Here is a 23,511-nt window from a genome sequence, read left to right on the forward strand (position 1 = left end):
CGTCATTGTTCCCGGTGGCACCCAATCGCACACCGAGAGGCCGCGATCAGGGCATCGGCACGGCGCGACGGTTGTGCATGCTCAGCCCGGTCGGCGCCGGAGTGCTGATCGAGGTGGTGGGCGCACGCCGGTCCACGGTCGGCGCGTCGGCGGGCGCGGCACCCAGGGCCAGGACACCCATCACGGCAGCTCCCGCGGCTCCTCCGCCGAGCGCAACGAGCGTGACCCGGCGCGGTCGGGGGTCCGGGGCGGAGGCGAGGTAGGCCTCGCCCGGCGGGACGCCGTGGGCGAGCGAGGACATCAGCGAGCCCTTGAGGGAGGAGGGCGCGGCGGCGGCCTCGAAGGAGAGGCCGGCCAGGCGGGTCTTCACCCATCCCTCGCGCTCGACCAGGTCGCGGCACTGGTGGCAGTCGTGCACGTGCGCCCAGGCCCGCTCCTCCTCGGCCGGCGCCAGCTGGCCGTCGAGCAGCGCGCTCACCCGGTCGCCGAGATGGCCGAGGTTGCCGATCATGCCCGCTCCCCGAGCGCGCGCAGCGGCGCGGTCACCGGGCCCGAGTAGCGGGCCCGCCCGGTGGCCGGTGCGCGGTGGGCGAGGGCACGCCGCAGCAGGGCGCGGCCGCGGTGGATCCGCGACCTGACGGTGCCGAGCTTGGCATCGAGGATCTCGGCGATCTCCTCGTAGGACAGGCCCTCGACGTCGCACAGCACCACGGCGGCGCGGAAGTCGGGGGGAAGGGTCGCGAGGGCGCGCTCGACGTCGTCGTCGAACCGCTGGTCGGTGTAGGCGGCGTCCGGGGGCGGCGACGCACTGGTCAGCCGGTCGGCCCGCTCGTCGGTCATCGCGTCGAAGCGGATGCGCTGCTTGCGACGCGCCTGGTCGAGGAACAGGTTGGTGGTGATCCGGTGCAGCCACCCCTCGAAGGTCCCGGGGGTGTAGGTCGACAGCGAGCGGAAGACCCGGACGAAGACCTCCTGGGTGAGGTCCTCCGCGTCGGGCCGGTTGCCGGTCAGGCGGTAGGCCAGGCGGTAGACCCGGTCGGAGTGCTGGTCGACGATCTCGTCCCAGGTCGGTACGGCGCCGGACTCGGGGCGGGCAACCTCCCGGGGGGCGTCGTCCATGGGGTTCGGGTCTCCTCTGCTGGGGGCCCACACGCTACGCGTGCTTCCTGAACGGACCCTGATAGCGGTACGTCGGGCTGAACGAACGGTTGCCCGGCGGTGTTCCCGCTGATCTCCGCCGGATCCGGATACGTTGCTGACATGACCGACCCGATCAGTACCGCGAGCTGGTCCTACTCCGAGGCGTTCGTCGCCGAGGACGACATCCTCGCCCGCGCTCGCGAGCGCGCCGAAGAGGTCGGCGTGGTGGCGATCGGCCCCGGGGGCGGGGCCGCGCTGCGCTTCCTGGCCTCGGTCCTCGACGCGCGGGCCGTCGTCGAGATCGGCACCGGGACCGGCGTCTCGGGGCTGTGGCTGCTGCGGGGCATGCGCTCCGACGGGATCCTGACCACCGTCGACATCGAGGCCGAGCACCAGCGGCTGGCGCGCGAGACGTTCACCGAGGGCGGCATCCCGACCCAGCGCGCCCGCACCATCGCCGGCGCCGCGCTCGACGTACTCCCCCGGCTGACCGACGGCCACTACGACATCGTCTTCGTCGACGGCGACAAGGCGGAGTACACCGCCTACCTCAAGGAGGCGCTCCGGCTGCTTCGACCCGGTGGCGTGGTGGCCTTCGACAACGCGCTCTGGCACGACCGGGTTGCCGACCCGTCGGTCCGCGACGAAGAAACCGTGGCGATCCGCGAGCTGATCCGCGAGGTCGGTGACGACGACGACCTGGTGCCGGTCCTGCTCCCGGTCGGCGACGGGCTGCTGATGGCGAAGAAGGAGTGGTCGCCCGAGTCGGAGTGACCTGGGCTGGATCCAGCCGGAGACCGTCAGCGGCCGATCCCGGCCAGCGGGTCGGCGGAACCGAGCCAGTCGAGGAGCAGCCGGGCACCGAAGCCGGTCGGGCCCTTGGAGTACTCGAAGCTGTCGGCCGGCGCGTCGCCGACCGAGGCGAGGTCGAGGTGCGCCCACGGGACCTTCCCGGCGAAGTGCTGCAGGAACAGCGCCGCGACGATCGCCCCCGGCCCGCCCGGGCCGTTGTCGGCGTCGGCCACCTTGGAGGAGAGCTTCTCCTCGTAGGCCGAGGTCAGCGGGAACCGCCACAGCGGCTCGCCCTCCCGGCTGCCCGACTCCAGCAGGGTGGCGGCCAGGACGTCGTCGGTCGCGAACACGCCGCCGACCTGCTGGCCCAGCGCGACCTTCATGGCACCGGTCAGCGTGGCCACGTCGACGAGCACGTCGGGCTTGACGTGCTCGAGCACCCACGCCATCGCGTCCGCCAGCACCAGCCGCCCCTCGGCGTCGGTGTTGGTCACCTCGGTGGTGCGGCCGCCGTAGTGGGTGATCACGTCACCGGGTCGCAGCGCGTTGCCGCCCACGGCGTTCTCGGCCGCCGGGACCAGCCCCACGACCTTCACCGGGCAGTCGACCGCGGTGAGCGCGGCCATCACCGCCATGACCACGGCCCCGCCGGTCATGTCGCGCTTCATGTTGACCAGCGCCTCGTGCGGCTTGAGCGTGAGGCCGCCGGTGTCGAAGGTGATGCCCTTGCCGACCAGGGCGACCGTGGGAGTACGCCGCCCGGCCCTGCGCGGGGTGTAGTCGATCCTGACCAGCCGCGGCGGCGTGGCGGAGGCCTGACCGACGGCGAGGATGCCGCCGAACCCGTCGCGGGCCAGCCGCTGCTCGTCCCAGACCTCGACGCCGAGGCCGTTGTCCTCGGCCAGCGCGACCGCCTGGTCGGCCAGCCAGGCCGGGGTCTTGAGGTTGGACGGCACCGAGGCGAGCGTCCGCGACAACCAGCTGGCGCCGCCCATGGCGACGGCCCGCTCCAGCTCGGGCCGGTCGTCGTCGGCGAGGCCGGCCAGCACGATCCGGGCCGCGGGCACGTGCTCGGGTGGCTGGTTGCGCCACGTGAACGCGAAGGAGCCCAGCGTCGCGCCCACCACGAACGGCTCCAGCCCGACCGAGGGCTCCACCGCCGGGATCGTCGTCGCCACGGCGCTGCGGTCCAGGACCGCGCGCGCCAGGGCGGCACCGGCCCGGCGGAAGTCGTCGGCCGCCGCGGCCCCCAACCCGACGAGCAGCACCTGGCGGAGCTCGGCATTCTCCGCAGCGCCCAGCGGGACCGGCACGACGGTGATCTCGCCGGTCTTGCCGGTGGCGTGGTCGGCGTCGAGCACGGCCAGGAGGTCGACGTCGAGCAGCTCGCCCACCTCGTCGCTGCCCGGCCCGAGCAGGACCGTATCGTCGCCGGCGAGGACGGGCAGCGCGATCACGTCCACACCCGTCAGGGCGTGCGGACGGGCCGCCGTGACGGCGAACTGGGGCGGAGAGACCTGGGTCGGGAGCGTCGGCGAGGTGCTCACCGGGTCGGGTTCCCCCGAGAAGGAGCTGCGGCCATCGGGCGGTGGTCGACCCGCCCGCTAGCCGACAACGTCCTTCAGCTTGTCGCCGAGGTCACCTGCCTCCTCGGCGTTCAGCTCCACGACGAGGCGGCCACCGCCCTCCAGCGGCACGCGCATCACGATGCCGCGGCCCTCCTTGGTGACCTCCATCGGACCGTCGCCGGTCCGCGGCTTCATCGCCGCCATGCGGCACCCTGCCTTTCGCGTCAACAACAAGCTCGGGCCGCTCGGGACCGAGGACGCCGTACGGCGCAGGACCATTATCCCTCATCCGACAGGCCAGGGGGCACACTGCCTCCATGACCGCGTCGGCGCCGGAGAGCGCACCTGTCCTGTACGACGTCATCGAAGGAGTGGCCACGATCCGGCTCAACCGGCCCGAGGCGATGAACAGCCTCGACGTCGCGACCAAGGAGCTGCTCCGCGAGACCGTGCAGCACGCCGCCGAGGACACGGCGGCACGGTGCGTCGTCCTGACCGGCACCGGGCGCGCCTTCTGCACCGGCCAGGACCTCAAGGAGCACGTCCAGCTGCTGCAGAGCGGGAGCAGCGAGGAGCTGTTCACCACGGTCGAGCGCCACTACAACCCGATCGTCACCGCGCTGGCCACGATGGAGAAGCCGGTGGTGGCGGCGGTCAACGGCGTGGCGGCCGGCGCCGGTGCCTCGCTCGCCATGGCCTGCGACCTGCGGATCGTGGCGGAGACCGCCGGGTTCAACCTGGCCTTCGCCAACGTCGCCCTCTCCTGCGACACCGGCTCGAGCTACACCCTGCAGCGGCTGGTCGGCGTGGCCAGGGCGCTGGAGCTGCTCTACTTCCCGCGCACCGTCAAGGCCGACGAGGCGCTGTCCCTGGGGTTGGCCACCCAGGTGGTGCCGGCCGACGAGCTCGACGCGACCGTGGCCGACGTCGCGGGCCGGCTGGCCGCCGGCCCGACGGTGGCGCTCGCCTCGATGCGGAGGTCGGTGGCCTTCGCCGCGTCGCACACCTTCGAGGAGGCCCTGGAGCTCGAGGGCCGGATGATGTCCCGCACCGGCGCCACCGCCGACCACCGCGCCGCCGTCGACGCCTTCCTCGCCAAGGAGAAGCCGGTCTTCGAGGGCCGCTGACCCGCCGGGCCCAGAACGCGCGGGTCAGCGTCCTCCGAAGGAGCCGAACGCCCTGAAGATCCGGAGCACCTGACGGGGTGCGACCGCCCGCATGAGCCGCTTGGGCGGGTGGGCGCCGTACTCGACGGTGAGGGCGAACCCGTCGAAGTTGTGGTTGAACCAGCCGGTCATGGTGCCATGGCAGACGCCGCCGCAGTCGAGCGTGGTGGCGGGGAGTCGCAGGGTGTGCGCCACCTTGCGGGAGAACCCGGGCCGCTTGTTGTCGGTGTCCACGCCGTGCAGCGGCTGGTGGAAGCTGAGCACGTAGTCGGGCTCGACCCGGCCCAGGAACCGCATCATCGCCTTCGTCTCCGGCTCGGAGCCGGCGTGGGCACCCGACTCGTAGTTCCCGTCGAGGTCGACCCAGTGGTAGGGGTAGTTGCGGTTGAGGTCGACCCCGTGCGCGTTGCGGCGGTGATGGGCGGCCAGGCCGTCGGGGTTGTAGGTCGGCACCAGCCACAGGTCCGCCCCGTGGATGGCCCGGGCCTTGCGCAGCGCGGTGAGGATCTGCCGCGGGGCGCCCTCGTTGCCGTGCATGGCCGCGACCAGGACGACGGTCGGCCCCTTGCGACCACCGATCGGCCGGTCGTCGAGATGCCAGGCGACGATCGGCCGGCCGCGGACGGACTTGCCGATCACCGTCTGCTCCAGCACGTTGCCGCGCTCGGCGGTGTGCTCGGGCGCGGCCGACGAGGGTGGTACGGCGAGCGGCGCGCCCACGAGGGCGGCGAGCAGGACGAGGTTCCGGACGAACCGGCGGCGCATCAGACGGCGTTGGGGCTGAGGTAGACGTAGGTGAACACGATCACGCCGACCAGCATGCCAACGTGGGCGAGCACCGAGAGACCCGGCCCGTCGGACCAGCGGTCGGACTGGCCCTCGGAGGCGTGCCTCCCGTGGCTGGGTAGCCAGCGGACGAGGATCAGCAGCCCCGCGATGGCAGTGATCCAGAAGAACCCCAGCCCGATGATCCCGACCGTCGAGCGGGCCGCCGCGTTCGTCGAGAGCAGCAGGAAGATGGTCCAGAACACGATGGCCAGCACGCCGCAGACCGTGTGGACGTCGAGCAGCCGGTTGCCGACGTGGAACCGCCCGGCACCCTGCCCACCCCGCATCCGCAGGCGCGTGAGCACCACGACCACCGCCGCGAGGGCGGTGAGCACGTAGGTGATGACAGACAGCGACACGGGCCGAAGTGTGCCTCAGTCCGCCGGGTCGTGGCCACGGGCCTCACGGCCCGTCGGCGTGTCGGCAACGTTGCCCTGACCCTCGGGGTCGGGTGGGGACGCCTGCTCCTCCAGCTGCGTGGCGAGGCGGTCCAGCAGTGCGTCCACCTCCGACATCCGGTAGCCGCGGAAGGCCAGAGAGAAGCGCACCCGGCGGACGTCGTCGGCCGACAGCGGCCCGCCCTTGGGGACCAGGGCGTCGGGGCGGTCGTCGTACGCCTGCGACATCGGGGCGCCGCGTCCCGCGGCCAGTGCGGCCACACCGCCCATCACGAGGACGACCAGGATCGCGAAGAACCACATCATCGGCTCATCACCCCAGCCATCACCGCGCCGCTCGCGCTTCCACCATCAGCCGGACCGCCTCGTCGACGTCGTCGGTGAGCTGCAGCATGTCGAGGTCGGCCTGGTTGATCTTGCCATCGGCGAGCGCCACGTCGCGCAGCCACCCCAGGAGCCCGGCCCAGTAGTCGCTGCCGATCAGCACGATCGGAAACCGGGTCACCTTCTGGGTCTGCACCAGGGTCAGCGCCTCGAAAAGCTCATCGAGCGTGCCGAAACCACCGGGCAGCACCGCGAAGCCCTGGGAGTACTTGACGAACATCGTCTTGCGGGCGAAGAAGTAGCGGAAGTTGACGCCGATGTCGGCCCACTCGTTGAGCCCGGACTCCCACGGCAGCTCGATGCCGAGCCCGACGCTGACCCCGTCGGCCTCGCTGGCGCCCCGGTTCGCCGCCTCCATCGCGCCCGGCCCGCCGCCGGTGATGACCGCGAATCCGGCCCGGGCCAGCTCCGCGCCGAGTCGCTGGCCGAGGGCGTACGCCGGGTGGTCGGCCGGCGTGCGCGCGGAGCCGAAGACCGCGACCGCCGGCCCCAGCTCGGCCAGGGCACCGAACCCCTCGACGAACTCGGCCTGGATGCGGAGCACGCGCCAGGTGTCGGTGTGCACCCAGTCGGTCGCACCCCGTGAGTCGAGCAGCCGCTGGTCGGTGGTGATGCCGTCGACCTGGTCGCGACGCTGGATCACGGGGCCCTTGGACTTCGACCTCACCATGACGTGAGCCAGTCCCTCAGCTGCTGCTCGCAGCGCTCGATGTGCTCCACGGGCACGTGCTCCTCCTGCTTGTGGGCGAGCATCGGGTCGCCCGGGCCGAAGTTGACCGCCGGGATGCCGAGGCCGGTGAAGCGGGCCACGTCGGTCCAGCCGAACTTCGGGTTGACCTCGCGTCCGACAGCCTCGATGAAGGCCTTCGCAGCCGGCCGGTCGAGCCCCGGCAGGGCCCCCGGCGCGCTGTCGACCACGGTCACGTCGTACCCCTCGAAGAGGTCGCGCACGAACTGCTGCGCCTCTGCCTCGCTGCGGTCGGGGGCGAAACGGTAGTTGACGTCGACCACGCACTCGTCGGGAAGCACGTTGCCGGCCACGCCGCCGCGGATGGCGACGGCGTTGAGCCCCTCGTGGTACTCCAGCCCGTCGATGAGCGGCCTGCGCGGCCGGTAGTCGTTGAGCCGCTCGAGGATCGGAGCTGCGCGGTGGATGGCGTTGACGCCCTTCCAGCTGCGGGCGGAGTGGGCGCGCTCGCCGACGGCACGCACCTCGACCCGGATCGTGCCCTGGCAGCCGGCCTCGACCTCGGCGTTGGAGGGCTCCATGAGGATCGCGAAGTCACCGCGCATGAGATCTGGGGCGTGCTGGCCGAGGAGGTTGAGCCCGTTGAGCTCCGACTCGATCTCCTCGGCCTCGTAGAGGATGAAGGTGACGTCGCGGTTGGGCTCGGGCACGGTCGCGGCCAGCCTGAGGATGACCGCATCGCCGCCCTTCATGTCACAGGTGCCGAGGCCGTGGAGCACCTCGCCCTCCGGGGTCAGCTCGCGCCGCGCCGGGAGGTTGTCGTTGACCGGCACCGTGTCGAGGTGGCCGGCGATCACGACCCGCTCGCCGCGGCCGAGCTCGGTGCGGGCGACGACGGTGTTGCCGTGCCGGGTCACCGTGAGGTGGGCGCATTCCGACAGCGCGGCTTCGACGGCGTCCGCGATCGCCTGCTCGTTGCGGCTCACCGACTCGATGTCGACGAGCTGGACCGTCAGGTCGACGGCGTCCGTGGTCAGGTCGAGCGTGGGCACCGGGCAATCCAATCAGGCCGAGCTCAACCAGCCGCCTCGACGTAGGCCGCCAGCTTGGTGAGCGACATCCGCGTGCCGGTCCGGTTGTCCTGCGGCGGCACGACGTCCGGGAGCCCCTCGTGCAGGACGTCGAGCTGCGTAGCGCCATCCGCGTCGCGCAGGGTCCAGGTCATCGTCATCGACCCCTGCAGCTCGGGGTCGTCGGTGTCGAACGCGAGCCGCTCGACCACGAGCTCGTCCGGCACCAGCGTCTCGAAGTGACCGGAGTAGGTGTCGGTCGCCCCCTCGGTCTTGCCGGTCCGGTCCTCGGCGCGGTAGGTCAGCGAGACCCGGAACCGGCCCCCCTCCCGCGGCTCCCACTCATGGATCGACGCGGTCATGTCGTCGGGCACCCGCCAGGTCTGGATCGCCACGGGGTCGAGCAGCGCGGCGTACACCCTGTCCCGAGGCGCCCGGACCAGCTGCGTTGCGCGTTGACTGTACACGCGTCCACTCTAGGTAGGGCAGAACTAGAACTCGTTCTAGTTCTGCCCTACGCTTCCCGAATGCGCAACGGCGTCGTGCTGTTCTCCTCCGACCGCGGGATCAGGCCGGCCGACCTCGCCCGGGCTGCCGAGGAGCGCGGCTTCGACACCTTCTACGTGCCCGAGCACACCCACATCCCGGTGCGGCGAGACGCAGCACACCCGGGCACCGGTGACGCGACACTCCCCGACGACCGCTACAGCCGCACCCTCGACCCGTGGATCTCGCTGGCCACCGCCGCCCAGGTCACCTCGCGGATCCGGCTCTCGACGGCGGTCGCCCTGCCGGTCGAGTCCGACCCGATCACGCTCGCGAAGACCATCGCCACGCTCGACCACCTGTCCGGCGGCCGGGTCGACATCGGCGCCGGCTTCGGCTGGAACACCGACGAGCTCGAGGACCACCACGTCCCCGCGGACCGCCGCCGGACCGTGCTCCGCGAGTACGTCGAGGCGATGCGCGCGCTCTGGACGCAGGACGAGGCGGCCTACGACGGCGAGTTCGTCTCCTTCGGCCCGTCGTGGGCCAACCCCAAGCCGGTCCAGCCGCACATCCCCCTGGTCATCGGCGCCGGCGGCGGCCCGAGGACGTTCCGCTGGATCGCCCGGCACGCCGACGGCTGGATGACCACCCCGACCCAGACCGACATCACCGGGCACATCGAGGCACTGAGGTCCACCTGGACCGCCGAGGGCCGCGCCGGCGTCCCGGACATCCGCGTCCTCATCGCCTCCCGCCCCGATCCCGCCGACCTGCTCGCCTGGGCCGAAGCCGGCGTCTCCGAGCTCATCTGGGGCGTCCCCGACAAGGCCGAGGACGAGGTGCTCGCCCACCTCGACAGGCTTGCCGAACGTTTGGCTCTGGCCGGGACCTGACCACCGCTGCTCGGAGCGAGGTGCGAGCGCAGCAGGCCTCGACGGCTCGAGCTTGTCGAGACCACCAGATGCGCCGGCTGCAGGCATCTCGACAGGCTCGATGAGCGGGGTGGAGTCAGCCTCTCGCCACCGACACCCAGGCCTTCTCGCCGTCGCCGACGGTGACCTCGGTGGCGCCGTCGGGGCGGCCGCCGTCGACCGAGTACGACGTCGCGAGGGTCTCCTCGGTGACCAGCCGCTCGTGGGTGCGGGCGGCGGCCTGGACGGCGTCCGTGCCCCCGACGGTGAGCGAGATCCGGTCGGAGACGTCGAGGCCGGCATTGCGGCGCGCCTGCTGGACGGCCCGGACCAGGTCGCGGGCCAGCCCCTCGGCGGCCAGCTCGGGGGTGACCGCGGTGTCGAGGACGACGAAGCCGCCGGTCGGCAGGACGCCGACCGCGGCCGACTCGTCAGCGGCACCCGCGACCGTCTCGAGGGCGTACTCCCCCTCGAGCAGCTCCAGCCCGCCCGCGGTCACGGTGCCGTCCTCGGCCACCGACCAGTCGCCGGACTTCGAGCCCTGGATCGCCTGCTGCACGTCACGACCGAGCCGCGGACCGGCCGCGCGGGCGTTGACGGTGAGCTTCTGCGAGACGCCGTACGACGCCGCCTCGGCCGCGCCCGCGGCCAGGAGCCGGACCGACTTCACGTTCACCTCGTCGGCCACGATCGACTCGAAGCCCTCGAGAGCGGCCGGGTCGTCGACCACCACGGTGAGCGACGCCAGCGGCAGCCGGTTGCGCAGGCTGCCCGCCTTGCGCAGCGACGAGGTGGTCGAGCAGACCTCGCGGACCTTGTCCATCGACGCCACCAGCGCGTCGTCGGAGGGGAGCTCGTCGGCCGCGGGCCAGTCGGCCAGGTGCACCGACCGCCCGCCGGTGAGCCCGCGCCAGATCTCCTCGGTGGTCAGCGGCAGCAGGGGGGCGGTGACCCGGCACACCGTCTCGAGCACGGTGAAGAGCGTGTCGAAGGCGTCGGTGTTGTCGCCCCAGAACCGGTCGCGCGAGCGCCGGATGTACCAGTTGGTCAGCACGTCGATGAACTGCCGCGTCGTCTCGCAGGCATCGGCGATCGCATAGCCGTCCATCTCGGCGGAGACCTTCTCGACGTACTGCCGGCACTTGGCGAGGAGGTAGCGGTCGAGGGGGTCGGTCGAGTCGGTACGACGGCGCGCGTCGTAGCCCTGCCCCTGACGGGCGGCGTTGGCGTAGAGCTGGAAGAAGTACCAGCTGTTCCACAGCGGGATCATCACGATCCGCACCGCGTCGCGGATGCCCTGCTCGGTGACGATCAGGTTGCCGCCGCGCAGGATCGGGCTCGACATGAGGAACCAGCGCATCGCGTCGGCACCGTCGCGGTCGAAGACCTCGCGCACGTCGGGATAGTTGCGCAGCGACTTCGACATCTTGTTGCCGTCGGAGCCGAGCACGATGCCGTGGCTGATGCAGTTCTCGAACGCCGGCCGGTCGAAGACGCCGCTGGCCAGGATGTGCAGCGTGTAGAACCAGCCGCGGGTCTGGCCGACGTACTCGACGATGAAGTCGGCCGGGAAGTGATGCTGGAACCAGTCGGAGTTCTCGAAGGGCACGTGCACCTGGGCGAACGACATCGAGCCGGAGTCGAACCACACGTCCAGCACGTCCGGCACCCGCCGCATCGTCGACCCCTCGCCCTCGGGACGCGGGTCGTCCGGGTTCGGCCGGGTCAGCTCGTCGACGTAGGGCCGGTGCAGGTCGGGCTCACCCTCCCGGTTGCGCGGCAGCCGGCCGAAGTCGCGCTCGAGCTCGGCGAAGGAGCCGTAGACGTCGATCCGCGGGTACGTCGGGTCGTCCGACACCCACACCGGCACCGGGGAGCCCCAGAACCGGTTGCGGGTGATCGACCAGTCCCGGGCGTTCTCCAGCCACTTGCCGAACTGGCCGTCCTTGGTGTGCTCGGGCACCCAGTTGATCTGCTGGTTGAGCTCGAGCATCCGCTGCTTGAACGCCGTCACCTCGACGAACCACGACGACACGCCCTTGTAGATCAGCTTCTCGCGGCAGCGCCAGCAGTGCGGGTAGCTGTGCTCGTAGGTCTCCCGGCGCAGCAGCAGCGTCCCGGGGGTGACGCTGCCGGTGCCGGCCTTGAGGTCGTCGATGATGTGCAGGTTGGCGTCGAAGACGAGCATCCCGGCGTACTCGTGGACCGGCTCGGTGAACCGTCCGTCCTTGCCGACCGGCATCACCGACGCGATGCCCTCGCGGTCGGTGACCTCCTTGTCGGCCTCACCGAACGCGCCCGCGCTGTGCACCAGCCCGGTGCCGTCGGTGGTCGTCACGAACTCGTCGCCCGCCACCACCCGGAACGCGTTGGCGTGACCCGCGAAGTAGGTGAACGGCGGCGCGTAGGTCAGCCCGACCAGGTCCGCACCGGTCCCGCGCCAGACGACCTCTGGGGAGTCGCCCAGCTCGCGCGCGTACGCCGGCAGCCGCGCCTCGGCGAGGAGCAGCCGCAGGCCCCGGTCGTCGGTCCGGTGCTCGACGACGACGTAGTCGATCCCGGTGCCGACCATCACCGCGAGGTTGCTCGGCAGCGTCCACGGGGTCGTGGTCCAGGTGAGCAGCAGGACGTCGCGCAATGGCCCGTCGGAGGTGACCGGGAACCCGACGCTGACCGCGGGGTCCTGGACGTTCTGGTAGACGTCGTCGTCCATCCGGAGCTCGTGGTTGGACAGCGGCGTCTCGTCGTTCCAGCAGTAGGGCAGGACCCGGAAGCCCTCATAGACCCAGCCCTTGTCGTAGAGCTGCTTGAACGCCCAGATCACCGACTCCATGTAGTCGGGCTCGTAGGTGCGGTAGTCGTTGTCGAAGTCGACCCAGCGCGCCTGCCGGGTGACGTACTCGCGCCACTCGGAGGTGTACTTCATCACCGAGGCGCGGCAGGCCTCGTTGAACTTCTCGATGCCGAGCTCGAGGATCTCGTCGGTGGTCTTGATGCCGGCCAGGCGCATCGCCTCGAGCTCGGCCGGCAGGCCGTGGGTGTCCCAGCCGAAGCGGCGCTCGACCCTGCGGCCGCGCATGGTCTGGTAGCGCGGGACGACGTCCTTGACGTAGCCGGTGAGCAGGTGGCCGTAGTGCGGCAGCCCGTTGGCGAACGGCGGGCCGTCGTAGAAGACGAACTCGTTGCTGCCGTCCTCCCCCGCCTCGCGTGCGTCCACGCTGGCCTGGAAGGTGCGGTCCTGCTCCCAGTAGGCCAGCACCCGCTCCTCGATCTCGGGGAAGCGAGGGCTCGACGGGACGCTCTCGGAGCCAGACTTCGGGTAGCTCATCGCGGTCTCTCTGCTCGTCGTTCTCGTGTGCCACGAGGACGACGTGCGCCGCGGTACCACCTCGTTTGCCCGTCCGGGGACGGACCACTCGTTCACGGCTGTGACGGGCCCACCCGTCCGGTTCTACTGACCCGATGAAGCTGGGGGTTCTTCCGGAGGCTCGCCGCTGATGACGGCTCGAACGCCTGTGGCTCCAGCCTACGGCGACCGGCGGGCCACGCGCGAATCAGTTGGCGGCGAGCCAGGCGACGACCTGCTCGGCGGCGGCCTCCGCGTCGGTCTGCTCGGTGTCGATCCGCAGGTGACGGTGCCGGTCGAGGAGCGCGTGCGCGGGCAGGGTCACGCCCGGCTCGGTGTTCATGACGAAGGCGTCCTCGCGCTCGAGCAGGTGCGCCTCGGACCAGGCGAGGTCCCGCTTGGAAGGTTTCAGCGCCAGCCGGTCCCCACCGCGGTTGCGCACCACCCGGGTGTCGAGGCCCGCGGCCAGCTCGACGAAGGAGACGGGCAGCCCCGCATCGGCGTACGGCGCGATCAGCGACTCCACCCACCGAGCGTCCCTCTCGCCGATGAGGTTCCAGACCTGGGTGAGCATCAGCGACACACCCGCGGCGGCCCCCTCCTCGACGACGCGGCGACGGAACTCGCCGCTCAGCCGCACGAACGGCGTCGTGCCGTCGCCGAAGACTTCGGCCAGCGGCTCGATCGTGTGGTGGTTCATGAAGAGCCGGAAGTCGCTCCGGTCGCAGATCGCCCGTCCGACCGTCGTCTTGCCGACCGCCGGCGGGCCGAAGATCATCGCCAGCTCGCCCGCTGTCCGGCTCACCCGCGCAGGATCCGGCGCAGATCCAGTGGAACGACGAGACCCGCCAGCTCGATCTCCGCCTCGGGGTGATCATCGTCGAGCAGCGCCGACACGCCCCAGTCACCGTCGGTGTTGCGCATCACCTCGATCGTGCGGTCGTCCGGGTCCACCACCCAGTACTGGCCCACGCCAGCCTCGGCGTACTCACGCGACTTGCGGACCAGATCCTCCGAGCGCGTGCTCGGTGAGAGCACCTCAGCGCACAGCAGAGGTGGGTCGCTGACCCAACGGCTGTGCTGGCGCTCGGCGACGACCATCAGGTCCGGACGGCGCAGCCGATTGCGAGGCAGCATCAGCGGCACCTCGGTCATCACCTGGTCGTCGGGGAAGAAGGCGAGCAGCACCGCGCCCAGCTTGATCACGGCCGTGCCGTGGTCGGGCACAGGCGGGACGTTCACGATGACGACCTCGCCGTCGACCCACTCGGCCTTGGGCTGCTCGGGCAGGTTGAGGTAGTCCTCCCACGACATCCGTAGGCGCTCCAGCGCGGGCACGGCACCTCCCACCGGTCGCAGCGACACATCGACGCTCCTTCCATGATGGACCCGAGAGCGGGACCGGGCCAGCGTGGCAGCGCCGAGCGATACCGCGTTGCGCTCCTCCACAGGGGGAGGGTTGGCTCGGTCGTCATGAGCGACATGTGGCTGCCCGAGGACCAGGACCCGCGCACGCAGGGGAACCCGCAGGGCGAGAAGGCGACCTACGTGGAGTACCTCGCCAACTACCGGCTCACCCTGCGGATGAAGTGTGACGGCCTGTCGCCGGAGCAGCTGGCCACCCGGAGCGTGCCGCCGAGCACGCTGAGCCTGCTCGGGCTGGTCCGGCACATGGCGCGGGTGGAGCACAACTGGTTCCAGCGGACCGCGCAGGCCACGGGTGAGGACCGGCTCTACTGGAGTGCCGAGGACGACGACCTCGACTTCAACGGCGTCGAGCCGACCCAGGCGTGCGTGGACGACGCGTTCGCGAGCTGGCAGCGCGAGATCCGCAAGGCCGAGGAGTGGCTCGCCGGCGTGGCGGAGTCCGACCTCGGGCGCGAGCTGCCGATCGCCGGCCACCCGGACGACGTGGTGAGCCTCCGTGACCTGGTGGTGCACATGATCGAGGAGTACGCGCGGCACTGCGGCCACGCCGACCTGCTGCGCGAGTGCATCGACGGGCGGACCGGCCAGTGAGCGCAGCCCGGACAACCGGACGCAGCTCGTCCGGAACCGCTGGTTGGGTAGCACCATGAGCGCACCCGAACCGTCCGCACCCCCGACCAACGAGCTGGACAGCATCCGCCGCTGGCTGGCCGACCTGCGCGCGAGCGTCGAGCGGAAGTCTGACGGGCTCTCGCCCGAGCAGCTGGCCGCCCGCTCCGTCCCGCCCTCGTCGCTGTCGGTCCTCGGCCTGGTGCGACACCTGGCGCAGATGGAGCACTTCTGGTTCGTCAAGACCCTCTCGCGCAGCGACGAGCCGCAGCTCTACGTCGAGGACGGCGACTGGGACGCGCAGTTCCGTGGTGCGGTCGCCGACCAGGCCGTCGTCGACGACGCCTTCGCCACCTGGCGCAGCGTGCAGGCCCGGGCCGACGAGGTGCTGGACCACCTCGACGCCTCCGACCTGAACTTCGTCTGGGACCCGGAGGACCGGATCGGCTCGGTCCGCGACGTGCTGCTGCAGGTCGTCTACGAGTACTCCCGGCACTGTGGCCACCTCGACCTGCTCCGCGAGGCGATCGACGGCCGGACCGGCGAGTAGTCAGTCGACGTACATCACCTCGAGGCCCAGCCACCGCGCAAGGTCCTCGATCTCGGCGGCCACCGCCTCGCGGGTCTCGGCCGGCCACTCGAAGTCCTCGTGGACCCGGTCGACGCGCAGCACGCCCTCCTCGGGCTCGGCGGTGGCGTCGAGCTTCCCGACCAGCCGGTCGCCGTGGAGGATCGGCAGCGCGTAGTAGCCCCAGATGCGCTGCTCGACCGGCTTGTACATCTCCAGCTGGTAGTCGAAGTCGAAGAGCTGGTCGAGCCGCTTGCGGTCCTGGACCAGCCGGTCGAACGGCGAGAGCAGCGCGGCCCGGCCGGTGAACGGCCGGTCCAGCAGCGAGGGCTCGACCCGCCACGCGCCGCGGACGCCCTCGACCACGGCGGGCTCGCCGACCTCGCCCACGTTGAACCCCTCCCAGACCGGGTCCGCGGGTCTCCCGCGGGCCAGCCCGAGCGACCGGAGCCGGCGCTCCTGACGGAGCCGGAGAGCCTCGTCGGGATCGGGCACCGGGTCGTCGGGGTAGACCCGCTCGGCGAGGTCCCAGAGCTTCTGCCGGCCCTCACGGCCGGCGGCGGCCACCTCGCCGCGCGCGACCATCAGCTTGAGCAGCTGCTGGACGTTGCGGTTGTTGTTCCAGCCGGACGACGGCCACGGCACCTCGCAGGTGTCGTCGAACGCGCTCGTTGGAAGTGGCCCCTCGCGACGGAGCTGGTCGAGGATCTCGAGCCGGCAGCCGTTGTTGGCCTCGACCCACCGGGCATTGTCACGCTGCCACTCACGCAGCGGCTCGCGGCCCGGCCACAGTGTCATCTCGGCCCGGAACAGCGCGAGGTCCTCACTCGGCCGCGCGAAGCCCTGGTGCTCGAGCAGCAGCTGCCGGTCGACCAGGTCGACCAGCTCCGCACAGTCGTAGGACGACCCGATCCGGCTCCACAGCACCAGGTCTGCGGTGGGAGCACCGAGCGGGGCGGTGGGCTCGGTCTGCAGGACCGTGAGGTGCCGCACCACGTCGAGCACGTCGTCGGGCCGGGGCAGGTCGAGCAGCTGCGCCTGCAGGCAGATCCGCCGGGCGTCGGCCTTGGTGAGCTCGTGGACCACGACGTGACCCTAGGTCGCCGGACCGACACCCCCGGTCGATAGGGTCGAGACCCGTGAGCGACGCACCGACGCCAGTGACCGGCGGAGCCTGGGGCCACGCCCTGGTCACGCTCGACGAGGGCGGCACCGTTCTCGACGCGTGGTTCCCGGCGCCGGCCCTCGGCCACCCCGACGGCAGCGAGGCGCCTGCCGAGCTGGCCGCACTGGCGACCGCGGACGACGTACGCCGGGTCAGCCGCGAGGTGCGCCCGGTGGAGGTCGAGGACCTGCAGGAGGCGCCCGCCGGCGCCGAGGACGCCTGGCTGCGGCTGCACCTGCTCAGCCATCGCCTGGTGAAGCCGCGGACGATCTCGATGGACGGCATCTTCGGGGTGCTCACCAACGTCGTGTGGACCTCCGCCGGGCCCTGCGCGGTGGCCGGTTTCGAGGCGACCAGGGCCCGCCTGATGGCGAGCGGGCAACGGGTCACGGTCTACGGCGTGGACAAGATCCCGCGGATGGTCGACTACGTGTTGCCCACCGGGGTCCGGATCGCCGACGCCGACCGGGTCCGGCTCGGCGCCCACCTCGCCGAGGGCACGACGGTCATGCACGAGGGGTTCGTCAACTACAACGCCGGCACGCTCGGCACCTCGATGGTCGAGGGTCGGATCTCCGCCCACGTCGTGGTGGACGCCGACTCCGACGTGGGCGGTGGCGCCTCGATCATGGGGACGCTCTCCGGTGGCGGCACCGAGGTGGTCTCGGTGGGCAAGCGGTGCCTGATCGGGGCCAACGCCGGGATCGGCATCTCCCTCGGCGACGACTGCGTGGTCGAGGCCGGCTGCTACGTCACGGCCGGCACCAAGGTCACCGTCATGGACATCGACGGCAAGCCCAAGGTGGTCAAGGCGCTGCAGCTGTCCGGCGCCGACAACATCCTGTTCCGCCGCAACTCGGTGACCGGCGCTGTCGAGGCTGTGCCGTGGCGCAGAGACGGCGTTGCGCTGAACGCCGCGCTGCACGCCAACTGAGCCCCGCTCAGCCCCGGCTCAGGCCGGCACCCAGGAGACCCGGCCGGCCAGGAGCAGGAAGCCGAGGTAGGCGCCGATGTCGATCAGCGTGTGCGCGATGACCAGCGGCGTCACCCGTCCCCAGCGGTGGTAGAGCCAGCCGAAGAGCACTCCCATCACCAGGTTCCCGAGCGCCCCGCCGATCCCCTGGTAGAGGTGGTAGCTGCCGCGCACCACGGCGAGGACCCCGATCGTCGCCGGAGCCGCGAACCCCAGCTGGCGCAGCCGCACGAAGACGAACCCCAGCAGGACGCACTCCTCCAGCAGGCCGTTCTGGAACGCCGCGAGGACGAGCACCGGGATCCGCCACCACACGTCGGGCAGCGTCTCCGGGACGACGGTGGCGCCGGTCGTCGCGTGGTTGGCGAGGTAGAACGGGAGCCCCACCGCTGCCACCGCGACCGCGGTGAGCGCGCCCAGCGCCACGTCGGAGAGGCGCAGCCGGCCACCGAACCAGGGCCCGCGCACCCCGTCACCACTCCGGACGAGCAGGTACGCCGCCAGCGCCACCGGGAGCGCAGCGAAGCCTAGGTCCATGAGCTGGCGGACCAGGTCGAGCAGCGGCCGGCCCGGCGCCTCGCTCGCGTAGAGGACCGCACCGCGTGCTGTCCCGGGAGCCCCCCCGGTCTGGTCGGTGTAGAACCCGGCGATGGCGTCGGCCGCCGCCTTGCCGAGGGAGAGGCCGAGCAGCACGAAGACCTCGACCGCCAGCAGCAGACGCGACGGCGCCGTGGCTGACGGCGCCGTCTCCGCTGGCCGTTCGAGAGGCCGTTCGAGGAAGACCACCACATATGGCCGGTACGCCGTGCGGCGCGCCGCCAAACGGTCCGCCGGCGGTTGTGTGGCTCACACAGACTGTCACCTGTGAGACGTCGGGGGGCGGTTGTGGCCGGTGTGGTCGTGCTCGCCCTGGTGCTGGTGGGCGGGTGGTACGCGATCCGCAAGGGCACCTTGCCGTTCCTCGCGCCGGACCAGTGCACCGCGGAGGTCGGCGGGCACGCGGTGGTGCTCGACCCGTCGCAGGCGCGGTACGCCGGGCTGGTCGCCGCAATCGCCGTCGAGCGCGGCCTGCCCGCACGGGCGGCGTCGATCGCCCTGGCGGCGGCCTACCAGGAGTCGGACCTGCACAACCTCCGCGGCGGGGACCGGGACTCGGCGGGGCTGTTCCAGCAGCGGCCCTCGCAGGGCTGGGGCACCCGGGCGCAGGTGCGGGACCCGGTCCACGCGACCAACGCGTTCTACGACGCGCTGGTCGAGGTCGACGGCTACGAACAGCTCGAGATCACCGTGGCCGCGCAGGAGGTGCAGCGCTCCGGGTTCCCGGACGCCTACGCCGACCACGAAGCCGACGCGCGGGCGCTGGCCTCGGCGCTGACCGGCAACTCCCCCGAAGGCTTCAGCTGCCGGCTCGGCGACAGCGACGACGGATCGACCGGGCTGCGGGCCTCGGGGCTGACCGCCCGCGCGGACGCCGTACGCCGCGATCTGCTGGCGCGCTTCCCGGACCTGCCGCTCGGCGGCTTCGCCCCGGGCGGCGTCTCCACCGGGCACGTCTCGGGGTCGGCGCACTACGACGGCCGGGCGATCGACGCCTTCGTCCGGCCGGTCTCGCCGGCGAACCGGTCGCGGGGCTGGGCGATCGCCGCGTACCTCGTCAGCCAGGCCGACCGGCTGGCGATCCGGACGGTGATCTTCGACGACCGGATCTGGACCGCCGGGAGGAGGTCAGGTGACGGGTGGCGCGACTACGAGCCGCCCGAGCGCTCCGGCGACCCGGCGATCCTCGAGCACCGCGACCACGTGCACGTGGACGTCTTCTGAGCCCGGATCAGCCCGGCCGGCCAGGCCCGTTCAGGGCACCCGTTAGTCCTTTCGGACGACCTTTCCACACAGTTGGGTAACAAGGTGTGCGTCACGCAGTCGCGGGCACTCCAATGGATGACACAAGCTCGCGTCCCGGGGGGACTGGCACACGGGGGAGGAAACCGACATGTGCACTCACACACCGGCATGCCCGGACAGCCACGACACCGACTGCTGCAGCGCCCACGTGGTCGCGGACCGCAGCGGCCAGGGCTGGTGCCGGCTCTGCAACGGCATCATCCTCTTCGACGACGGGCACTACCTGACGCCCGACGGCCACGACGAGCTCATCTCGGCCTAGTGTCCCGCGTTGGAAGTACGGTGCCTAAGTCCGTGCTCCGAGTGCGTGCATCGCAAGGCGCCGGAGCGACGCTCTACCTGTTCGTCCAGCGAGCGACGGCAACGCCGCGAGGTGCGCGCTCGGGGTGCGGAATTAGGTGCCGAACTTTCGACGCGGGGCACTAGGACGTCTCCTGGCCGGCCAGGCGCGCCACGGCCGCCTCGACGCGCTCGTCGGTGGCCGTGAACGCCACCCGCACGTGCCGCGCCCCCGCGGCGCCGTAGAAGTCCCCGGGGGCCACCAGGATCCCGCGCTCGGCGAGCCCGCCGACCGTCTCCCAGCACCCCTCGTCACGGCTGGCCCACAGGTAGAGCGACCCCTGCGAGTGGTCGATCCGGAACCCCGCCGACTCGAGGGCCGAGCGCAGGGCAGCGCGGCGCAGCGCGTAGCGGGCGTGCTGCTCCTTCGCGTGGGCGGTGTCGGAGAGCGCCGCCGCCATCGCGACCTGCTGCGGGCCGGGCATCTGGAGCCCGAGGTTCTTGCGCACCGCGAGCAGCTCACCGACCAGCCGCGGGTCGCCGGCCACGAACGCGCAGCGGTAGCCGGCCAGGTTGGAGCGCTTCGACAAGGAGTGCACCGCGAGCAGGCCGTCGGTCGAGTCGCCGCAGATCGACGGGTGCAGCACCGACACCGGCTGTGACGCCGGGTCGGCCTCCCAGCCGAACTCGAGGTAGCACTCGTCGGACACCAGCACGGTGCCCCGCTCGCGGCACCAGTCGACGACCTTGCGCAGGTGCGGTGGCGGAAGCACCTTGCCGGTCGGGTTGGACGGGGAGTTGAGCCACAGCAGCGCGGGCCGCTCCGGGCCGAGCGCGGTGAGGGAGTCGGTGGCCACGACGCGGGCGCCCGCGAGGGCGGCGCCGACCTCGTAGGTCGGGTAGGCCAGCGCGGGGAGGACGACGAGGTCGCCGGGGCCTACCCCGAGGTGGACGGCGAGGGAGGCGATGAGCTCCTTGGAGCCGATCACCGGGAGCACCTGGTCGAGGCCGAGGCCGGTCACGCCGTGGGAGGAGGACAGCCAGTCGAGCGCCGCCTGCCGGGTGGCCGGCAGCCCGATCGTGGTCGGGTAGCCGGGCGAGTCGGCCGCCGCCCGCAGCGCCTCCTGGACGACCTCGGGCGTGGGGTCGACGGGGGTGCCGACCGAGAGGTCGACGATGCCGTCCGGATGGGCGCGGGCGCGCTCCGCGTGCCCGGTGAGCTTGTCCCAGGGGAAGTCCGGGAGGCGGGAGGAGACGGTCAGCGGTGCTACCCGGGGCTACTCGTCGTGCTCTTGCGGCGGCAGCGCGGCGACCAGCGGGTGGTCGTGGTCGATCACGCCCATCTTCGCCGCGCCACCGGGCGAGCCGAGGTCGTCGAAGAAGTGGACGTTGGCGTCGTAGTAGTCCTTCCACTGCTCCGGGGTGTCGTCCTCGTAGAAGATCGCCTCCACCGGGCAGACCGGCTCGCAGGCCCCGCAGTCGACGCACTCGTCGGGATGGATGTAGAGCATCCGCTTGCCCTCATAGATGCAGTCCACCGGACACTCGTCGACACAGGCCCGGTCCTTGAGGTCGACGCACGGCTGCGCGATCACGTAGGTCACTCGGGTTCCTCCTGGTGCTGGACAGGTGCGGGAGAACAGCTACCACCAGCCTAGTATCCCGGCGTGTCGTCCGACGCGGGTGCCCACACGCTGGGTCCACATGTCGTGGGCCAGCGGGTCGTCGTCCGCCGTCTGCTGCCGGGCGAGACCGGCCCGAGCGGCGGCCCCGCGCTCAGCGACGTCCTCGGCACCTGCACGGCGTGGGGCGACGGCGTCTGCGTCGTCCGGCCCGACGGCGACGGGAGCCAGGTGCCCGTCACCATCCCGATCCGCACCATCGTCGCGGGAAAGCCGGTGCCACCGCGCCCGTCGGCCCGGCTCCGGGTCAGCCCCCAGGAGGCCCAGCGGCGGGCGCTCGCGCTGTGGCCCGACCTCGAGACCGAGCCGCTGGGCGACTGGCTGCTGCGTCGCTCGCGGACCGCGACCGCGCGCCGGGCCAACTCGGTGCTCGCGATGTGCCCGTCAGGCGTGGCCGGCGCCTACGAGCGGGTGGTGGCGCACTACGAGTCGCTCGGCCAGCGGCCCATCGCCGCGGTGCTCCCGGACTCGGACGAGGACGCGCTGTTCCGCGACCACGGCTGGGTTCCCGAGAGCCACGACCACGACACGGTCTTCCAGCTGGCCGGCGTCGCGGCGGTACGCCGCAGGCTCCCGCCCGGCCTCCCCGGGGCCCAGCTCCACGTCGACGGGCACCTCGCGACGGCCCGCGTCGGCCCGGCCGCCTCCGGCGTCGCCGCCGTCGACGGAGACTGGGCCGGCTTCCGCTCCATCGAGGTCGACCCGGCGCACCGGCGACGCGGCCTCGCGCTCGCGGTCATGGGCGAGCTGATCGGCTGGGCGGCAGAGTGCGGCGCCACGACGGCGTACCTCCAGGTGCTCGGCGACAACGCTGCGGCGCTCGCACTCTACGAGCGGCTCGGGTTCGTCGAGCACCACCGTTACCGCTACCTCGCGGCGGCCGTCTAACCTTGGGCGCCCGGGACGCGTGAGGCCTGACAACCCTCGTGACAGCGTTGGCCCGGACCAAGAGGCCGACCGGCAGTTCCAGGGTCGGCGAAGGTGTGGTGGCACCGCGACCTTGCCCCCGCCCACACCTCCAGGGCTGCCCGACACCTGGAGGTCAGATGAGTACACGTCCACCACGCACCACCGCGCGCGAGCTTCCGCACGCCGAGCCCGGCTCGGTCGTCCGGCTCCAGGGCTGGGTGCACCGCCGCCGCGAGCTCGCCGCCGTCACCTTCCTCGTGGTCCGCGACCGCACCGGCCTGGCCCAGGTCGTGGTCAAGGACGGCCCGGCGGGCCGACCGGACCTGCCGCCCGAGGAGACCGCGGTCGAGGTGGTCGGCACGGCCACGGCCAACCCGCAGGCCCCCGGCGGTGTCGAGGTCACCTCGCCCACCGTGACCGCACTGGGCGACCCCGCCGACACACCGCCGGTCGAGCTCTGGCGGCCGCGGCTCGACGCCGCGCTGCCGACGCTGCTCGACCACGCAGCGACGACCTGGCGGCACCCGCGCCAGCGGGCGGCGTGGGAGCTGGCCGCGGCCAGCCTGCACGGGTTCCGGTCCACCCTCGACGACCGAGGCTTCACCGAGGTGCACTCACCCAAGCTGGTCGAGTCGGCCACCGAGTCCGGTGCGAACGTGTTCGAGGTCGACTACTTCGGCCGGCCGGCATACCTCGCCCAGAGCCCGCAGTTCTACAAGCAGGTGCTGGTCGGGGTCTTCGAGCGGGTCTACGAGGTGGGCCCGGTCTTCCGCGCCGAGCCGCACGACACGGTCCGGCACCTGGCGGAGTACGTCTCGCTCGATGTCGAGCTCGGCTTCATCGAGGACCACCTCGAGGTGATCGCCTGCCTGCGTGACGTCGTGGCGGGCATGGTTGCGGCGATCCACGCGCGGGCCGGCTCCGCGGTCGAGCTGCTCGGGATCGACGTACCGGCCGTCCCCGGCGAGCTGCCGATCCTGCACTTCCGCGAGGCCCTCGAGATCGCCGGCGCACCCGCCGACGAGCCCGACCTGGCCCCGGCGCACGAACGCGCGCTGGGCGAGTGGGCGAAGGCCGAGCACGGCAGCGACTTCGTCGTCGTGCACGGCTACCCGACCGCACACCGGGCGTTCTACAGCCACCCCGATCCGGACGACCCGCGCTGGTCACGCTCCTTCGACCTGATCTTCCGCGGCCTCGAGCTGGTCAGCGGGGC

The 23,511-nt window shown here is 71.9% G+C and carries 27 protein-coding genes; 10 read left to right on the forward strand and 17 right to left on the reverse strand.

The features are described 5' to 3' along the window. Positions 1 to 46: 46 nt before the first annotated feature. Positions 47 to 511, reverse strand: coding sequence for a hypothetical protein (locus VFV89_RS15125; RefSeq protein WP_329706782.1), 465 nt, complete (start codon positions 509 to 511; stop codon positions 47 to 49). Beyond that, on the reverse strand, positions 508 to 1,119 hold the full coding sequence (gene sigE / locus VFV89_RS15130; RefSeq protein ID WP_329706783.1) for an RNA polymerase sigma factor SigE: 612 nt from the start codon (positions 1,117 to 1,119) through the stop codon (positions 508 to 510). Before sigE ends, VFV89_RS15125 begins: the two co-directional genes overlap by 4 nt. A gap of 141 nt (positions 1,120 to 1,260) precedes the next feature. Here sigE and VFV89_RS15135 point away from each other — a divergent pair, with 141 nt between their 5' ends. After that, a complete protein-coding gene (locus VFV89_RS15135) occupies positions 1,261 to 1,914 on the forward strand; it encodes an O-methyltransferase (protein ID WP_329706784.1) in 654 nt (217 codons plus the stop codon). Positions 1,915 to 1,940: 26 nt separating this feature from the next. On the opposite strand, the gene VFV89_RS15140 is transcribed toward VFV89_RS15135, so the two are convergent. Then, positions 1,941 to 3,479 carry a leucyl aminopeptidase family protein gene (locus tag VFV89_RS15140; protein WP_329706785.1) on the reverse strand — a complete coding sequence of 513 codons (1,539 nt, stop codon included), beginning with the start codon at positions 3,477 to 3,479 and terminating at the stop codon, positions 1,941 to 1,943. A 57-nt stretch (positions 3,480 to 3,536) separates the two neighbouring features. Next, positions 3,537 to 3,704 carry a DUF3117 domain-containing protein gene (locus VFV89_RS15145; protein ID WP_329706786.1) on the reverse strand — a complete coding sequence of 56 codons (168 nt, stop codon included), beginning with the start codon at positions 3,702 to 3,704 and terminating at the stop codon, positions 3,537 to 3,539. 113 nt (positions 3,705 to 3,817) lie between these two features. Between VFV89_RS15145 and VFV89_RS15150 the strand changes: the two genes are divergently transcribed. After that, the gene (locus VFV89_RS15150) at positions 3,818 to 4,627 is read left to right on the forward strand and encodes an enoyl-CoA hydratase/isomerase family protein (RefSeq protein WP_329706787.1); all 810 of its coding nucleotides are present in this window, start codon (positions 3,818 to 3,820) and stop codon (positions 4,625 to 4,627) included. 24 nt (positions 4,628 to 4,651) lie between these two features. Here VFV89_RS15150 and VFV89_RS15155 read toward each other — a convergent pair whose 3' ends face one another. Genes VFV89_RS15155 through VFV89_RS15180 form a run of 6 tightly spaced genes read right to left on the reverse strand, consistent with a single transcriptional unit; the run spans position 4,652 to position 8,501 of the window. Beyond that, complete coding sequence (locus VFV89_RS15155; protein ID WP_329706788.1) at positions 4,652 to 5,431, reverse strand: DUF2817 domain-containing protein; 780 nt, start codon at positions 5,429 to 5,431, stop codon at positions 4,652 to 4,654. Then, a complete protein-coding gene (locus tag VFV89_RS15160) occupies positions 5,431 to 5,853 on the reverse strand; it encodes a hypothetical protein (protein WP_329706789.1) in 423 nt (140 codons plus the stop codon). The genes VFV89_RS15155 and VFV89_RS15160 overlap by 1 nt, the downstream gene beginning before the upstream one ends. Before the next feature lie 15 nt (positions 5,854 to 5,868). After that, a complete protein-coding gene (locus VFV89_RS15165; protein ID WP_329706790.1) occupies positions 5,869 to 6,198 on the reverse strand; it encodes a DivIVA domain-containing protein in 330 nt (109 codons plus the stop codon). Positions 6,199 to 6,217: 19 nt separating this feature from the next. Then, positions 6,218 to 6,946, reverse strand: a complete 729-nt coding sequence (locus VFV89_RS15170; protein ID WP_329706791.1) for a TIGR00730 family Rossman fold protein — start codon at positions 6,944 to 6,946, stop codon at positions 6,218 to 6,220. Continuing rightward, a complete protein-coding gene (gene dapE / locus VFV89_RS15175) occupies positions 6,940 to 8,016 on the reverse strand; it encodes a succinyl-diaminopimelate desuccinylase (RefSeq protein WP_329706792.1) in 1,077 nt (358 codons plus the stop codon). Before dapE ends, VFV89_RS15170 begins: the two co-directional genes overlap by 7 nt. A 23-nt stretch (positions 8,017 to 8,039) precedes the next feature. Beyond that, positions 8,040 to 8,501, reverse strand: coding sequence for an SRPBCC domain-containing protein (locus tag VFV89_RS15180; RefSeq protein WP_329706793.1), 462 nt, complete (start codon positions 8,499 to 8,501; stop codon positions 8,040 to 8,042). Positions 8,502 to 8,561: 60 nt separating this feature from the next. On the opposite strand from VFV89_RS15180, the gene VFV89_RS15185 reads away from it, so the two are divergent. After that, complete coding sequence (locus VFV89_RS15185) at positions 8,562 to 9,416, forward strand: LLM class F420-dependent oxidoreductase (RefSeq protein WP_329706794.1); 855 nt, start codon at positions 8,562 to 8,564, stop codon at positions 9,414 to 9,416. 115 nt (positions 9,417 to 9,531) lie between these two features. On the opposite strand, the gene ileS is transcribed toward VFV89_RS15185, so the two are convergent. From ileS to VFV89_RS15200, 3 genes are all read right to left on the reverse strand, one after another. Continuing rightward, positions 9,532 to 12,762 carry an isoleucine--tRNA ligase gene (gene ileS, locus VFV89_RS15190; protein WP_329706795.1) on the reverse strand — a complete coding sequence of 1,077 codons (3,231 nt, stop codon included), beginning with the start codon at positions 12,760 to 12,762 and terminating at the stop codon, positions 9,532 to 9,534. Between the two features lie 226 nt (positions 12,763 to 12,988). Next, positions 12,989 to 13,585, reverse strand: a complete 597-nt coding sequence (locus tag VFV89_RS15195) for a hypothetical protein (RefSeq protein ID WP_329706796.1) — start codon at positions 13,583 to 13,585, stop codon at positions 12,989 to 12,991. Beyond that, a complete protein-coding gene (locus tag VFV89_RS15200; RefSeq protein ID WP_329706797.1) occupies positions 13,582 to 14,145 on the reverse strand; it encodes a Uma2 family endonuclease in 564 nt (187 codons plus the stop codon). Before VFV89_RS15200 ends, VFV89_RS15195 begins: the two co-directional genes overlap by 4 nt. A 108-nt stretch (positions 14,146 to 14,253) precedes the next feature. On the opposite strand from VFV89_RS15200, the gene VFV89_RS15205 reads away from it, so the two are divergent. Beyond that, positions 14,254 to 14,799: a DinB family protein gene (locus tag VFV89_RS15205; protein WP_329706798.1), complete on the forward strand. Its 546-nt coding sequence runs from the start codon at positions 14,254 to 14,256 to the stop codon at positions 14,797 to 14,799. 55 nt (positions 14,800 to 14,854) lie between these two features. Then, the gene (locus VFV89_RS15210) at positions 14,855 to 15,367 is read left to right on the forward strand and encodes a DinB family protein (protein WP_329706799.1); all 513 of its coding nucleotides are present in this window, start codon (positions 14,855 to 14,857) and stop codon (positions 15,365 to 15,367) included. Here VFV89_RS15210 and VFV89_RS15215 read toward each other — a convergent pair whose 3' ends face one another. Beyond that, positions 15,368 to 16,471 carry a DNA glycosylase AlkZ-like family protein gene (locus tag VFV89_RS15215; protein WP_329706800.1) on the reverse strand — a complete coding sequence of 368 codons (1,104 nt, stop codon included), beginning with the start codon at positions 16,469 to 16,471 and terminating at the stop codon, positions 15,368 to 15,370. 53 nt (positions 16,472 to 16,524) lie between these two features. On the opposite strand from VFV89_RS15215, the gene dapD reads away from it, so the two are divergent. Continuing rightward, positions 16,525 to 17,484, forward strand: a complete 960-nt coding sequence (dapD, locus tag VFV89_RS15220; protein WP_329706801.1) for a 2,3,4,5-tetrahydropyridine-2,6-dicarboxylate N-succinyltransferase — start codon at positions 16,525 to 16,527, stop codon at positions 17,482 to 17,484. 18 nt (positions 17,485 to 17,502) lie between these two features. On the opposite strand, the gene VFV89_RS15225 is transcribed toward dapD, so the two are convergent. Beyond that, entirely contained in the window at positions 17,503 to 18,312 is an 810-nt protein-coding gene (locus VFV89_RS15225) for a CPBP family intramembrane glutamic endopeptidase (protein ID WP_329706802.1), read from the reverse strand. Between the two features lie 75 nt (positions 18,313 to 18,387). Between VFV89_RS15225 and VFV89_RS15230 the strand changes: the two genes are divergently transcribed. Beyond that, a complete protein-coding gene (locus VFV89_RS15230; RefSeq protein WP_329706803.1) occupies positions 18,388 to 19,344 on the forward strand; it encodes a hypothetical protein in 957 nt (318 codons plus the stop codon). 169 nt (positions 19,345 to 19,513) lie between these two features. After that, positions 19,514 to 19,687, forward strand: coding sequence for a DUF5999 family protein (locus VFV89_RS15235; RefSeq protein ID WP_329706804.1), 174 nt, complete (start codon positions 19,514 to 19,516; stop codon positions 19,685 to 19,687). Positions 19,688 to 19,847: 160 nt separating this feature from the next. Here VFV89_RS15235 and dapC read toward each other — a convergent pair whose 3' ends face one another. Both dapC and fdxA read right to left on the reverse strand, forming a co-directional pair. Beyond that, positions 19,848 to 20,966, reverse strand: coding sequence for a succinyldiaminopimelate transaminase (dapC, locus tag VFV89_RS15240; RefSeq protein WP_329706809.1), 1,119 nt, complete (start codon positions 20,964 to 20,966; stop codon positions 19,848 to 19,850). A gap of 15 nt (positions 20,967 to 20,981) precedes the next feature. Beyond that, positions 20,982 to 21,308 carry a ferredoxin gene (fdxA, locus tag VFV89_RS15245; protein WP_329706805.1) on the reverse strand — a complete coding sequence of 109 codons (327 nt, stop codon included), beginning with the start codon at positions 21,306 to 21,308 and terminating at the stop codon, positions 20,982 to 20,984. Between the two features lie 63 nt (positions 21,309 to 21,371). On the opposite strand from fdxA, the gene VFV89_RS15250 reads away from it, so the two are divergent. Both VFV89_RS15250 and aspS read left to right on the forward strand, forming a co-directional pair. Continuing rightward, entirely contained in the window at positions 21,372 to 22,274 is a 903-nt protein-coding gene (locus VFV89_RS15250; protein WP_329706806.1) for a GNAT family N-acetyltransferase, read from the forward strand. Between the two features lie 158 nt (positions 22,275 to 22,432). Then, a partial coding sequence (gene aspS, locus VFV89_RS15255) for an aspartate--tRNA(Asn) ligase (protein ID WP_329706807.1) occupies positions 22,433 to 23,511 on the forward strand: 1,079 nt, incomplete at its 3' end.

The organism is Nocardioides sp. (genome assembly GCF_036274455.1).
In the GTDB taxonomy this organism is placed as follows: domain Bacteria; phylum Actinomycetota; class Actinomycetes; order Propionibacteriales; family Nocardioidaceae; genus Nocardioides.